Source organism: Collinsella sp. LCP21S3_D3, assembly GCF_052118305.1.
Lineage (GTDB): Bacteria > Actinomycetota > Coriobacteriia > Coriobacteriales > Coriobacteriaceae > Collinsella.
The window spans coordinates 1-12697 of the sequence record NZ_JBQKHK010000025.1 but is presented as its reverse complement, the minus strand read 5'-3'; the positions used below and the strand labels follow the sequence as shown (position 1 = coordinate 12697).

The following is a 12697-nucleotide window of genomic DNA, read 5'->3' as shown; positions in this document are numbered from 1 at the left end:
CGCCCGGTCCCGTTCCGAACCCGGAAGCTAAGCCCCATCGCGCCGAGAGTACTGCGGGGCCAGCCCGTGGGAGGCCAGGGCGCCGCTGACCGGTGGACGGCACCGAGCCGTCGAAGGACCTGAAAAGGGGGAGGCCTCGCGGCCTCCCCCTTTTTCGTTTCTCAGGCAATTTGTCTCACATAGTAGCTGTGTTTTATAACCCTCGTTTGTCGCATCTTCTTTGAACGGGCTACAATATCGTAGTCTGTGTAGCATGGAGGTGAACATGGCTGAAGCTGGTATCGGCGTTGATATCGTCGAGATTTCCCGAATGAAATCAATCCTTGAGAAGACGCCCTCGTTTGCCCGGCGCGTGTTTACCGATGAAGAGCGTGCGTATTGCGATGCGTCGTCTCGCCCTGCCGCTCATTATGCTAGCCGCTTTGCCTCTCGCGAAGCGGTACTTAAGGCACTTGGAACGGGGTTTAGTCAGGGCGTTGGACGTAAGGACGTTTCCGTAACACGCGATAGGCTCGGCAAGCCAAAGGCTCTGCTTTCTGGTCGCGCTCTCGAAATCGCCCAGGATTTGGGTGTTGTCGAGGTTGCTCTTTCTATTACCCTTACGGGTGACTTGGCTGTCGCTAATGCCATTGCGATCACCGAGGATGCTCGACCTAAGCCTAAGGAAGAAAAAATGAGCACCAAGGAGCGCGTTGCCCAGACATTTAAAGAGGCTCGTTCTGTATTGGATGAGCTTGAACAACTGCAACAATCTGTTTTGTCGGAGCATTTGATCGATGATCCGCAAGATACGCAAGGAGCATAGATGAAACCGGTTTTGAGTACCGAGGAAGTCGTTCGCCTCGAGGATATCATCGAGCGCGAGGGCACCTCGAAGGCCGAGCTCATGGAGTTGGCAGGTGAATTTGCCGCCAACGAAATTTTAAAGCTCAACCCTGATCGCGTTCTTGTGCTGGTCGGCTTTGGCAATAACGGCGGTGATGGTTGGGTCGCTGCGGATATCCTGACCCATAAGGGCGTTGATGTTGATATCGTTTCTCCAGTTGAGCCGGATGAGATTCCTGCTGCCCTTGCTCGTCACGTTGCCCGTCGCACCGCCGGTCGCGACGTTCATGTGTGCGTTGGGCCTTCGCGAGACGAGCTAGAGGTTCTCATTAACAAAGCGGATGTCGTGGTCGATGCTATTTTTGGTACCGGTTTTCACGGCAACCTTCGTGCGCCGTTTTCTATTTGGATTCCTACGGTTAACGAGTGCGCCGATCGCGTTGTTTCTATCGATGTTCCCTCGGGCCTGAATGCCGAGACGGGCGTTGTGGATGACGACTGCATCCGTGCCGAGCGTACCGTGACGATGATTGCCCCTAAGATCGGCCTCTACAGCGCTGACGGTCCGGAGTATGCTGGCGACCTGGTGTGTGGCGGTCTGTACGACCGCCTCGACGAAGTTATCGATGATGTCGATCATGCTGCCGAGATCGTTGAGCCCGGTGATCTGGTGGACTACTTTGCCCCGCTGCCCACGAATATCGATAAGTATTCGCGCGGCTCCGCGCTCATCGTTGCCGGGTCGGCACAATATCCTGGTGCCGCCATCATGGCCGCAAAGTCTGCCGCTCGTGCTGGTGCCGGTTATGTGGCCGTTGCGACGCCCGATGCGTGCGCCAACCTTATTCGTATGGCGCTCCCGTCGATTCCCGTTTTCGCCATTCCGTCTGATTCCCGTGGATCTTTTGGTGCCGCTGCGCGTATGACAGTGTGCGAGATTGCTAAGAAGTACAGCTGCGTTGTGTGCGGGCCTGGCATGACGACGTCTGCCGGATCGATGCAAGTCGTTTCGGGCCTGCTTGAGCTCGATGTGCCGCTTATCCTAGATGCAGATGCGCTCAACTGCCTTGCCAAGATTGCAATCGACGGCATCGACAGTAATCCCGAGATGTACCGTCGCGAGCAGCCGCTCGTTATGACGCCGCATTATCGCGAGCTTTCGCGTCTCGTTGCCGGCGACGAGGTCAATGATCTTGGCACTGCGATTGCCGCTGCTCAAAAGATTGTCTGGGCTGCCGGTTCCGATAATCTCGTTGTTATCGCTAAGGGCCCGACGACGGCCATTTGCGGCGTCGAGCGCGTGCTGCTGCCGCTTTCGGGCCCAGCGTCGTTGGCGACCGCTGGCTCGGGTGATGTCCTCGCAGGTATCCTTGCAGGAACGCTTGCGACCATGCGTGACGATATGGACCGTTGGGAGCTGCTGTACTCGTATGCCGTCGCACTCCACAGCTATGCCGGCTTTGCTGCGGCGACGGAGTATGGCGAGAAGAGCGTTATCGCGACCGATCTTATCGACTTGATCGGTCCCGCCATGGAATTGGCGGCAAAGGATGCGCTCGATGATCTGGGAATCATGGACGAAGGGTCGGATGACTAATCATGAATAAAGCCGATTTGACGCGTTGGTCCTGGGTCGAGATCGACCGCGGGGCGCTCCGTCGCAATACGAGGGCCTATAAGAACTTGCTAGATCCGCGTCAGCGCCTGTGCTGCGTGGTTAAAGCCGATGCTTATGGTCATGGAGCCGTCGAGTGCGCCAAGATCATGTATTCGGCCGGTGCCGACATGTTTGCCGTGGCGACGGTCAGCGAGGGTATTGAGTTGCGCCAGGGCGGAATCACCAAGCCCATCCTGATTCTAAGCGAGCCTCCCATCGAGGCTATTCCTTCATTGCTCGAGTTCGATATCATGCCCTCGGTCTATACGTCCGATTTTGCTCTTGCGTATGGTGAATGTGCCGTCGCGGCGGGCAAGGTGGGCAAGTATCATCTTGCCATCGAGACGGGTATGAACCGCATCGGCGTTCACTACACGCAGGTGCTCGACTTTGTCCGCGGTATTAATTTCCATCGCGGTATTCAGTGCGACGGCGTATTTACGCACTTTGCCACGGCCGACGAACCATCGGGTTGGGACTACAAGCTGCAGTGCCAGCGCTTTACCGAGGCCGTTCAGGCCATTAAGGATGCGGGTTTTGAGTGCGGTATCGTGCACTGTGCCAACACGCCGTCCTCGATGCTCGACCCCTCGATGCATTTTGATATGATTCGCGCTGGCGTTGGCTTGTATGGCATGCAGCCGTGCGAGCTGAGCGGCCGCGTGATGCAGCTTGATCCCGTTATGAGCGTTCATGCGCGCGTGACGCGCGTGGCGCATCCTGCGATGGGCGAGGGTGTAGGCTACGGTTTTACCTACCGCGTACCGCGCACACGCGTTCAGATCTGCACGCTGCCGATCGGATATGCCGACGGCCTTTCGCGCACGCTTTCCAATCGTATGGACGTGCTGTATCGCGGTGAGCGCGTGCGTCAGGTCGGAAATATCTGCATGGATCAGTTTATGGTTGCCATTCAGTCCAACCCGGCTCACGAGATTCCCGAGGCCGAACATGGCGACGAGATGATAATTATCGGTCGCGATGGCGATGCCGAGATTACCATGGATGAGATGGCGCGCCTGCGCGGCACGATCAACTACGAGGTCGCCTGCGGCTTTGGCATGCGTCTCGACAAGGTCTACGTGTAGGAGCCGCTATGGGCGTTATGCACATCCCCGGCCATAGCCATCAGGCGCCGCGCGAAGTTGCACTCGAGGAGATCGAGGCCGTCCTGGGTGATTGCCGCCTTTGCCAGCTTTACCAGTCGCGCCACAATATCGTGTTTGGGGTGGGAAACCCCCGCGCTCGCGTGATGTTTATTGGTGAAGCGCCGGGCCGTAACGAGGATTTACAGGGCGAGCCCTTTGTGGGGGCGGCGGGTGAAGACCTCAACGGCATTCTGTCCCTGGCGGGCCTTAAGCGTGAAGATGTCTATATCGCCAATGTGCTTAAATGTCGCCCGCCGGGAAACCGCAATCCGCGTCCCGAGGAAGCGCTTGCTTGCTCACCGTTTTTGCGCGAGCAGATTCGAAGTATCTGGCCCGATATCATCGTGACGCTCGGCAATCCCGCAACGCACTTTGTGCTCAAGACCGAGATTGGCATTACCAAGCTGCGCGGCAGGTTCCATCAGATGGGGCACTTTGTGGTGATGCCGACGTTTCATCCCGCGGCGGCGCTGCGCAATCCGGCGTGGCAGGAGTTGCTGGAGGAAGACTTTAAGATGCTGGGCGACTATCTGGTGCGACACCCCGCGCCAGAGGGCGCCTCGGAATAATAAGGAGCGTATATGTCCCTGGAGCGCCTGGGGCTAGGTACCTACAAAACGGCTCGTACTGCCGATACGGAGCATTTTGGCGAGTTGGTCGCACCGTGTCTAGAAAATGGCGATGTGCTGATACTGACCGGCGGCTTGGGCGTGGGAAAGACCCACTTTACCAAGGGCGTTTCGCGCGGCTTGGGCGACGGGCATATGGTCACGAGTCCTACGTTCGCGCTCATGGCCGTTCACGACCAGGGGCGTATCCCGCTGTTCCATTTTGATCTGTACCGCTTGGAGCATGCCTACGAGCTCGAGGATACGGGCATTTTTGACGTGCTCGGCTATGAGGGCGCTTGCCTGTTGGAATGGGGCGAGCAGTTTCAGGACGAGCTGACGGATGAGTATCTCTCGGTGACGCTTAGGCGCGATGAGGACGATAGCGACGTGCGAACGATCGCGCTCGAGGCGCACGGCGAGCGCGCGACGGAGCTTTTCGATTTGATTGATAAGGCTGTACAAGATGAGCTTGCATAACGACAACGCGCTGGTAGTGGCGCTCGATACTTCGACCGACATGCTTGCCTGCGCGGCAAGCTGGATTGATGAGCAGACGGGCGAGGCGAAGCTGGTGAGCGGGGACCATCTGTGTCGTCGCCATGCCAACGTGGAACTTGTGAATACCGTCGATGGCGTGTTGGCGCAGGCCGGGCTGAATCGCGGCGATGTCGGCTGTTATGTGGTTGGACGCGGCCCGGGTTCGTTTACGGGCGTTCGCATTGGCATCTCGACCGCCAAGGGTCTGGCGCGCGGTGCCAACGTGCCGTTGCTGGGCGTGTCGACACTTGACGCTTGCGCCTGGACGGCGTGGAAGGCCGGCGTGCGCGGCAAGCTTGGTGTTCTTGCCGACGCCATGCGTGGCGAGGTGTATCCGGCCCTGTACGTGCTGGGGGACGAAGGCCCCGAGCGTCTGTTTGAGCGCGAACACGTGGTCAAAGCCGCCGTGGCGCTTGATGAGTGGCGCCAGGCCGCGGACTGGAGCCAGGTTAAGCTGACTGGTGACGGTCTCGTACGTTATGGCAAGCTGCTGAGTGAGGACGAGACTGCGCGCTGCGTGGAGCGAGACCTGTGGTGGCCCTCGGGCGAGGGCCTTCTGATGGCGCACGCCGCGGGCGACGGTAATCCGGCTCGCGTTTTGCCGATCTACACGCGTCTTTCGGATGCCGAGGAAAATGAGCGTAAGCGCCTTGGGCTTGCCGAGAGCGCCCAGAGCGAGATTACGGGTGTTGCCGACGAGCTCGCCGGCCGCCATCTGCAGTTCCGTCCCATGGGCGCGGCGGATGCCGAGGGCGCGAGCGCATTGGAGGCCGCCTGCTTTGAAGGCGCCGGACACGAGGCGTGGACGCCGGGCATGTTCCTGTCCGAGCTGGGCGAGGGCGTTGCCGCGCCGCGTAGCTGGTGGGTGGCGCACGACGACGGTCAGCTGCTGGGACTTGCCGGCGGCATGGTCGTCGACGGTGACGTTCAGATTATGGACGTCGCGGTTGATCCTGCTCATCGTCGCGAGGGCATTGCCCGCAAGCTGCTGTCGCACGTGAGCTATGACGCCCAGATGCTCGGCTGCACCACTGCTTCGCTTGAGGTTGAGGACGGCAACGAGGGTGCGATTGCGCTCTATAGCGCCTTGGGCTTTACCGAGGCGGGTCGTCGCCGTGGCTACTACGGCGTCGGCAAGGATGCCATCGTCATGACGGCGTCGCTGCCCCTGGTGCTTCCTCTCGACAATGCCTCGCCCGAGCCAACGGCTGCCGAGCAGCGCGTCTGGCCGCTGCCTGAGCCCGAGCGCACCGCCGAGGAGCGTGCCGAAATCGAGCGCCGTCGCCTAGTTCTTGCCATCGAGAGCTCTTGCGACGAGACGGCTGTGGCGATTATCGATGCGGACGGCAATATGCTGGCCAACCAGGTGTCGACGCAGATTGATTTTCATGCTCGCTTTGGCGGCGTGGTGCCCGAGATCGCCTCGCGCAAGCATGTCGAGGTGATTGTGAGTGTCGTAGATGCGGCGCTTGAAGATGCCGCGGTATCGCTTGGCCTTGAGGGTGGAGCGATTGCGCCAAGTGAGCTTGCCGCCGTGGGTGTGACGCAAGGCCCAGGCCTGGTGGGTGCCCTGGTGGTGGGCGTCGCCTTTGCCAAGGGCTTTGCGTATGCTGCCGGTAAACCGCTCGTGTGCGTCAATCATCTGGAGGGTCACCTGTTCGCCAACCTGCTGGCGCAGCCCGACCTTAAGCCGCCGTTTATCTTTACGCTTGTCTCGGGTGGGCACACCATGCTCGTGCACGTAAAGGCATGGGGCGACTACGAGGTGCTTGGCGAGACGCTGGACGACGCCGTGGGCGAAGCCTTCGACAAGGTTGCCAAGGCGCTGGGTCTGGGCTATCCCGGTGGCCCCATCATCTCCAAGCTCGCCGAGACGGGCAATCCCCGCGCGATCGATTTTCCCCGCGCGCTTAACAGCAGGGGAGACTATCGATTCTCGCTTTCGGGCCTCAAAACCGCTGTGACGTTATACATCGAGCAGGAGACCAAAGCCGGCCGAACGATCCACCTGCCCGACCTGGCGGCTTCGTTTGAGGCGGCGGTCTTTGACGTGCAGTACAAGAAGGCCAAGAACGCCCTGCACGCCACCGGGTGCAAGGAGTATTGCATCGGCGGCGGCGTCTCGGCCAACCCGCATCTGCGCGAGATGATGATTAAGAAACTCGGGCGTCAGGGGATTCGCGTAACGGTGCCGCCTCTCTCGGCCTGTACTGACAACGCCGCCATGATTGCGGAGGTCGCTCGCCGCAAATTCGACCGAGGTGAAATCTCGCCGTTCGACGTCGACGCCGATCCAAACATGACGCTGTAGTCGTATGGGTGCGGTCTCCGACGCTGCCCGGTCGCCAGCGGCCGCATATGAACTTTCCTGCTCTACAGTCCTGCTCACGACGGAGGCCACATTAAGTGGCCTCCTGTTCGTGCGGAACTCGCGATAAAGTTCATATGCGGCCGCTGGCGCCCGGGCAGCGTCGGGAACCTTTCTGTATCGATGCAGCTACTGAGCTGGATCGGCGTCGACAACGTCCGGCAAGGTTAACAGGTCAGCGTCAAATTTCCGGCGTGCTTTAGCTGAGAGAAACCTACCTGATAATCGACTCAATATCTCGGCTTTTATATAGCAGTCGGCGGACTTCCATGACGTCGTCGATGACGACATAAAAAACCATGTAGTTGCCAACGTAGAAGCGGTAATACGGGTGCGACCGTCTTCTTGTCGAAGGGTATGTTGGTGACATGGTTGGATTCTTGAGATGCTCGAGTATGCCTGCTTCAACATTGTCGACAAGCCTATTTGCTGCAGCGGGGTTATTGAGATCAAAGGCGATATATGACGCTGCTTGGCTGAGGTCCTCCCAAAATAGGGGAAGATAGCGGAGCTTATAGTGCCTGTTCATCGAGACCGCCGTCGAGCATTTTTCTGACAGAGCCAAAGACATCGTCGTGTGTATAGCGAAGTTGCATGCTGGCAGCCTGACGATCAGCGGCATCAAGTGCGCTCTCGATTGTATTGCACAGTGACTTGTACTGCTCAAAGCTCATGACGACCATAGAGCCCCGCCCGTTTTTAGTTAGAAAAACCGGACCCTCCTGTTCGACTTCGCGTTCAACATCCGGGTAGTGATTTCTAAGATCTGAGACCGGCCTAATATTCACAGCTACCTCCTGAGCTATCAGGATATTATCGTAATTATGATAACAGAGTTGAGATTTGGGATGGGAACTCCTCGGGGGCGGGGCGGGCGCCTGCCGCCATATATGAACTGTATCGCGAGTTCCGCACGAACAGGAGGCTACTTAATGTGGCCTCCGTCGTGAGCAGGACTGTCCGAGCAGGAAAGTTCATATATGGCGGCAGGCGCCCGTCTCCGCCTTCACCGCGTTCTCGCATCAGTTCAGCTCGATCTGCGGTGCTGGCCCTGTTACGGGTACGATCGTCGCCATGGCCTTCGGCTGGCTGCCCGTCGTGCTCTGGGTCCTCGTCGGCGGCATCTTCTTTGGCGCCGTTCACGACTTTGGCGCCCTGTACGCTTCGATGAAGAACAACGGCAAGTCCTTGGCTCAGCTCATCGAGAAGTACATCGGCAAGACCGGCCGTCGCCTGTTCCTGCTGTTCTGCTGGCTGTTCTGCATCATCGTCATCGCCGCTTTTACCGACATGGTCTGCAAGACGTTCATGTTCACCCCGGTCGTTGAAGCCTCTGGCGCTGCCACCGGTGCCATCGACTTCACCAAGTCCTATGCCGCTGGCTGCGCTGGCACCATCTCCATCCTGTTCACCTTCGTCGCCATGGCCTTTGGTTGGGCTCAGAAGAAGTTCAACCTCACCGGCGCTGCCGAGTTCGTCACCGGCGTGGTGCTCATGGTCCTCATGTTCGCCGTCGGTATGCAGTTCCCGGTTTACCTGGACAAGTTCCAGTGGTTCGCCGTCGTCATGGTCTACCTGGTCTTTGCCGGTGCCATGCCCATCCAGATGCTCAAGACCCCTCGCGACTACCTCACTTCCATCATGATGATCGTCATGATTGTCTGTGCTGTCCTCGGCATCGTCGTCCTGGGCGTTAACGGCCAGGCCACCATCACCGCTCCGGTTTTCACCGGCTTTAGCAATGCCTCGGGCATGATGTTCCCGGTCCTGTTTGTCTCCGTTGCCTGCGGCGCTCTCTCCGGTTTCCACAGCCTCGTTTCTTCGGGTACCTCTTCCAAGCAGGTCGAGAAGGAGCAGGACGCCGTCACGGTCGGTTATGGCGCCATGATCGTCGAGTCCTTCGTCGGCATCCTCGCCATCATCGTCGCCGGCATCATGTTCTCCGACATGAACACTGCCGGTACCGGCGCCCTCAACGCCGGCGTCGCTTCCACCCCGTTCCAGATCTTCGCTGCTGGCATTTCTCGCGGTATGCAGGCCTTCGGCGTTGACGGCACGCTCGCTACCGTCTTTATGACCATGAACGTCTCCGCTCTGGCCCTGACTTCGCTCGACGCCGTCGCCCGCATCGCCCGCACCTCGTTCTCCGAGTTCTTTGCCCAGACCAACGACGCCCTGGCCATCGAGTCCAAGGCCGGTTACATGAAGGTCCTCGGCAACCCCTGGTTCGCCACGGTTGTCACCCTCCTCCCCGGCCTCGCCCTCGCCTTTGACGGCTATGCCAACATCTGGCCGCTTTTTGGTGCTTCCAACCAGCTGCTCGGCGGCATGACCATGATCACCCTTGCCGTGTTCTGCAAGTGCACCGGTCGCAAGGGCTGGATGCTCTACGTGCCCGTCGCCTTCCTGCTCTGCTGCACCTTTACCTCGCTGGTCCAGAGCGCCATGGGCTGCATGACCGCCGTCCAGGCCTACGGCTTCTTCGGTACCATCCCGGCTACCGCCACTACGGCCGCAGTCTCCGTCGCCGCCACCAAGGGCCTGCAGCTCGTCTTTGCCGTCCTGCTGATGGTCCTGGGCCTCATCGTTGCCGTCAACTGCCTCAAGGAGCTCTTCGGCAAGGAGGCCGGTTCCATGCCCGACGAGGAGCCCGAGTGGTCCGAGATGGGCAAGGCCGAGTATGGTCGCGCTGCTGCTGCCGAGGCTCCCGCAGGCGCCGAGGCCGCCAAGGCCTAATCGACCTAAGGGATTGAACGTCACATCTATATGACTCGGAAAGGCCGGGTCCGCAACTGCGCGGGCTCGGCCTTTTTCTATGCAAAAGCTAGTGTGCCCGGGTGTTCTCGCAGATATTTTGCGTGGATAGGGGCGTGCGTTGTACCATGTAGACATATATGTGTGCATATGAAAGGGGCCCCGTGGCCAAGACGGTATATTCCGATAACCAAAACAACGTCGATGCCCTGGCTGAGCGTCTGAGCAGCCAGACGTCGCTTTCTGCCGAGCGTGCCAAGCTGGTTGCCTACGACCTGCTCTGCCGCAAGGCGCTCAAGATCAAGTCGAGCGCGCTGGCACAGATTTTCCGTTCCGTCGATAAGGAATGTGACACCAAGGCGATGCGCGATGAACTTATCGCGGCAAAGATCGTTACCAAGATCGAGGGCAGCGGCGTTAACGGGCGCCCAGCGTTCTATACCATTAATGCCGAGATTCGCGATGTCCAGGAGCAGCCTGCCGAGGCTGCCGAAGAGGCCGTCGAGGACGTTGTCGAGGCGCCTGTTGCGGTGGAAACGGCTCCGCGCGAGAACGTCGACACCGATGAGCTGCTTGACGAGAGCGTCGTTCGCGCCTTTACGGCCAAGGCGGGCCGCGGCGGTTTTGGCGGGGGCGGCAAGCGCGATGCGCAGCGCCGTGCCCAGCAGGAGCGCTTCCGTCGCGCTGTGGCTCAAAAGGATGCGACGGATGTCGAGCCCGTCAAGGATGAGGCTGTTGCCGAGCCACAGTGCCCCGCTGAGGTCCAGGAGCCCAAGCGTCGCCGCGGTGCTCACTTTAAGGCCGAGCAGGGAGGTGTTGTGTGCGACGTTCAGGAGTCCGTCGAGGCTGCTGATGCACCCGAGGAGCCCGTCAAGAAGGCTCCGGGTTCATGCCGTCCCGGACGCGGCTTTATGGGTCGTGCGTATCCCGCAAGGCGTCAAGAAAAGACCGACCAGGCTCCCGCTGCACCAGCGGAGAAGGCTGAGAAGGCTGCCGAGCCGATGGTCCGTGAGCAGAAGCCTGTTGAGCCGCGGCCTACGGGCGATGTCGAGCCCCGAGGCCAGCAGTCTGCGGGCGAGAAAGCGGAGGAGAGCGCTTCGAGCAAGCCTCGCCGTCGTCGTCACCGTGGCGGCCGTGGCTCAAATACCGAATCCGTGGCCGAGCAGGCAGCGGGGCAAAACAAGGATGCGAAGGCTGAGATCCCGGCGGAGCAGCCCAAGCGCCAGCCAGTAAAGGGGGGCAAGCCTGAGCGTTCGCAAAAGGGCTCGTCCGCGCCAAAGCAAGAGCGCAATACTCGGACAGATTCCAAGTGCAAATCCCAGACGCAGCCCAAACCGACTGCAAACGATGCGACCGCCCAGCAGCCTGAGTCGACCGCTCATGGCGAGGTTTCGGCGTTTGCTCTGGCCCGTGTCCTGGGCAGGCAGCTGCTCAAGGTCGTTCCCACACCTGCTGCACTCTCCAAGATTAAGGAGCAACAGACTCAAATCGTTAAGGTTGAGGGCAAGGACGGCAAAAAGGTTTCGCAGCGCACTCAGCACAACGAGATGTCCAACCGCAAGATTTCCGAGGAGATTGCGATCATCCAGGCTTGGATTGAGCAGAATCGCAGTGCCGACACGCCGGTCGCTTCGCGTCGCCAGCGCGCCTACCAGATTTTTAACGATGAGAAGGCCTTTGACGGTAAACACGGCGAGCGCTTGATTCGGCGTATGACCGAAAAGGGCATCAGCATGCAGGCGATTAAGGTCGCCCCCAACCGCCCCGTGCACTTTACGGGCTTCTTTACGCTGGGCGCCGACAAGCCGTTCATTATGGTCGAGAACCTGGACACCTATGACGAGATCGTCAAGCTCCTGCGCGGCCGCAAGCACGCTAAGCTTTTTGGCACCAAGGTGGGTGGCGTGATCTTTGGCGGTGGCTGCAAGGCGAGCGTCTCGCACGCACTGGATGATTATCTGGCCGAGATCGGCTATCGCTATAACTATGTCTACTACGTGGGCGATATCGACCGAGAGGGTGCGCGCATCGTCGAGCAGGCCCGCAATGCCAATGTGGTTGAGATTCGCTTGCATGCCGGCATGTATCGTGCCATGCTCGCCGAGCACAAGCGTCGCGTGAAAGCTGGCGGCGAGTGCGAGCCTGCGGCTGCCAATCAGGGTGTGCCGCAGAATTTGGCGGCGACGATCAAGGATCTGCCTATGGTCACGCGCGTGCAGTTCCGCAATGTGCTGCGCGAGGGAGGTCGCATTCCGCAGGAGATTCTGATGACCGCCGACTATCGGGATGGCGACTCGGGAAGCTTCGACCGCATGCTGAACAATTAGGGACGCGTGGCCCCGGCGGGCCGGGCATTAAGTTTGCTGCTCTACAGTCCTGCGCAAGACGAAGGCCACGTTAAGTGGCCTTCTTTGCGTGCGGAACTCGCGACAAACTTAATGCCCGGCCCGCCGGGGCCACGCGCCATTTTGTAGATGGCGGCTCGCTTTTCGGAACGGGGCTGATATTTCTTGATGTAAGGCGCTCTTGGTCCTTTCGGGCTTGGGGCGTCTGTCTTTTGAGGGTGGATGAGCCGGTACTTGGTGGCGTTCCTTTAGTGCCGGCACTTTGGGAACGTCCCCAAGTGCCGGTTGAGATACGGAGAGCCCGTTGTTGATATGGGACGGAGGGATTCCGCGTCCGCCTGCCGGCGGCCGCGCCCCGCTGCGTCGCTCCGCTCCTTGCGTGCTGCGCTGGAAAACGCTTCGCGTTTCCTCAGCTCCGCACCCTTGCGGGTTCGAATCCCTCCGCATGCCCA

Annotated in this window: 9 protein-coding genes, 1 rRNA gene and 1 pseudogene; 9 read left to right on the top strand and 2 right to left on the bottom strand. The window is 59.8% G+C overall.

Annotated features, from left to right (window positions below; all coding sequences use genetic code 11):
- The 7 genes from rrf to tsaD all read left to right on the top strand — a co-directional run.
- A 5S ribosomal RNA gene (gene rrf / locus ACTQ1S_RS08655) occupies positions 1-91 on the top strand; the annotation flags it as partial.
- A gap of 174 nt (positions 92-265) precedes the next feature.
- Positions 266-805: a holo-ACP synthase gene (gene acpS, locus ACTQ1S_RS08650; RefSeq protein ID WP_441547512.1), complete on the top strand. Its 540-nt coding sequence runs from the start codon at positions 266-268 to the stop codon at positions 803-805.
- Positions 806-2422, top strand: a complete 1617-nt coding sequence (locus ACTQ1S_RS08645; protein ID WP_441547511.1) for an NAD(P)H-hydrate dehydratase — start codon at positions 806-808, stop codon at positions 2420-2422. It abuts the gene before it with no gap.
- A 2-nt stretch (positions 2423-2424) separates the two neighbouring features.
- Positions 2425-3570: an alanine racemase gene (gene alr / locus ACTQ1S_RS08640; RefSeq protein WP_154515162.1), complete on the top strand. Its 1146-nt coding sequence runs from the start codon at positions 2425-2427 to the stop codon at positions 3568-3570.
- An 8-nt stretch (positions 3571-3578) separates the two neighbouring features.
- On the top strand, positions 3579-4199 hold the full coding sequence (locus tag ACTQ1S_RS08635; RefSeq protein WP_441547510.1) for a uracil-DNA glycosylase: 621 nt from the start codon (positions 3579-3581) through the stop codon (positions 4197-4199).
- Between the two features lie 12 nt (positions 4200-4211).
- Positions 4212-4718, top strand: a complete 507-nt coding sequence (tsaE, locus tag ACTQ1S_RS08630; protein WP_427719841.1) for a tRNA (adenosine(37)-N6)-threonylcarbamoyltransferase complex ATPase subunit type 1 TsaE — start codon at positions 4212-4214, stop codon at positions 4716-4718.
- Positions 4705-7089 carry a tRNA (adenosine(37)-N6)-threonylcarbamoyltransferase complex transferase subunit TsaD gene (gene tsaD, locus ACTQ1S_RS08625; RefSeq protein ID WP_441536254.1) on the top strand — a complete coding sequence of 795 codons (2385 nt, stop codon included), beginning with the start codon at positions 4705-4707 and terminating at the stop codon, positions 7087-7089. Before tsaE ends, tsaD begins: the two co-directional genes overlap by 14 nt.
- A gap of 271 nt (positions 7090-7360) precedes the next feature.
- Here tsaD and ACTQ1S_RS08620 read toward each other — a convergent pair whose 3' ends face one another.
- Positions 7361-7675 carry a type II toxin-antitoxin system RelE/ParE family toxin gene (locus tag ACTQ1S_RS08620; RefSeq protein WP_441064486.1) on the bottom strand — a complete coding sequence of 105 codons (315 nt, stop codon included), beginning with the start codon at positions 7673-7675 and terminating at the stop codon, positions 7361-7363.
- Complete coding sequence (locus tag ACTQ1S_RS08615) at positions 7659-7934, bottom strand: type II toxin-antitoxin system prevent-host-death family antitoxin (protein ID WP_370450553.1); 276 nt, start codon at positions 7932-7934, stop codon at positions 7659-7661. The genes ACTQ1S_RS08620 and ACTQ1S_RS08615 overlap by 17 nt, the downstream gene beginning before the upstream one ends.
- A 202-nt stretch (positions 7935-8136) precedes the next feature.
- Here ACTQ1S_RS08615 and ACTQ1S_RS08610 point away from each other — a divergent pair.
- A pseudogene (locus ACTQ1S_RS08610) lies at positions 8137-9882 on the top strand (carbon starvation CstA family protein); the annotation flags it as partial.
- Positions 9883-10064: 182 nt separating this feature from the next.
- Positions 10065-12227, top strand: a complete 2163-nt coding sequence (locus ACTQ1S_RS08605; RefSeq protein WP_441547509.1) for a hypothetical protein — start codon at positions 10065-10067, stop codon at positions 12225-12227.
- Positions 12228-12697 lie beyond the last annotated feature (470 nt).

What these genes read in the sequence shown, in the direction of transcription:
- acpS (WP_441547512.1), top strand. Translation starts at nt 266, where the DNA reads ATGGCTGAAGCTGGTATCGGCGTTGATATCGTCGAGATTTCCCGAATG.
- tsaD (WP_441536254.1), top strand. Translation starts at nt 4,705, where the DNA reads ATGAGCTTGCATAACGACAACGCGCTGGTAGTGGCGCTCGATACTTCG.
- tsaE (WP_427719841.1), top strand. Translation starts at nt 4,212, where the DNA reads ATGTCCCTGGAGCGCCTGGGGCTAGGTACCTACAAAACGGCTCGTACT.
- alr (WP_154515162.1), top strand. Translation starts at nt 2,425, where the DNA reads ATGAATAAAGCCGATTTGACGCGTTGGTCCTGGGTCGAGATCGACCGC.
- ACTQ1S_RS08645 (WP_441547511.1), top strand. Translation starts at nt 806, where the DNA reads ATGAAACCGGTTTTGAGTACCGAGGAAGTCGTTCGCCTCGAGGATATC.
- ACTQ1S_RS08620 (WP_441064486.1), bottom strand. Translation starts at nt 7,675, where the DNA reads ATGAACAGGCACTATAAGCTCCGCTATCTTCCCCTATTTTGGGAGGAC.
- ACTQ1S_RS08635 (WP_441547510.1), top strand. Translation starts at nt 3,579, where the DNA reads ATGGGCGTTATGCACATCCCCGGCCATAGCCATCAGGCGCCGCGCGAA.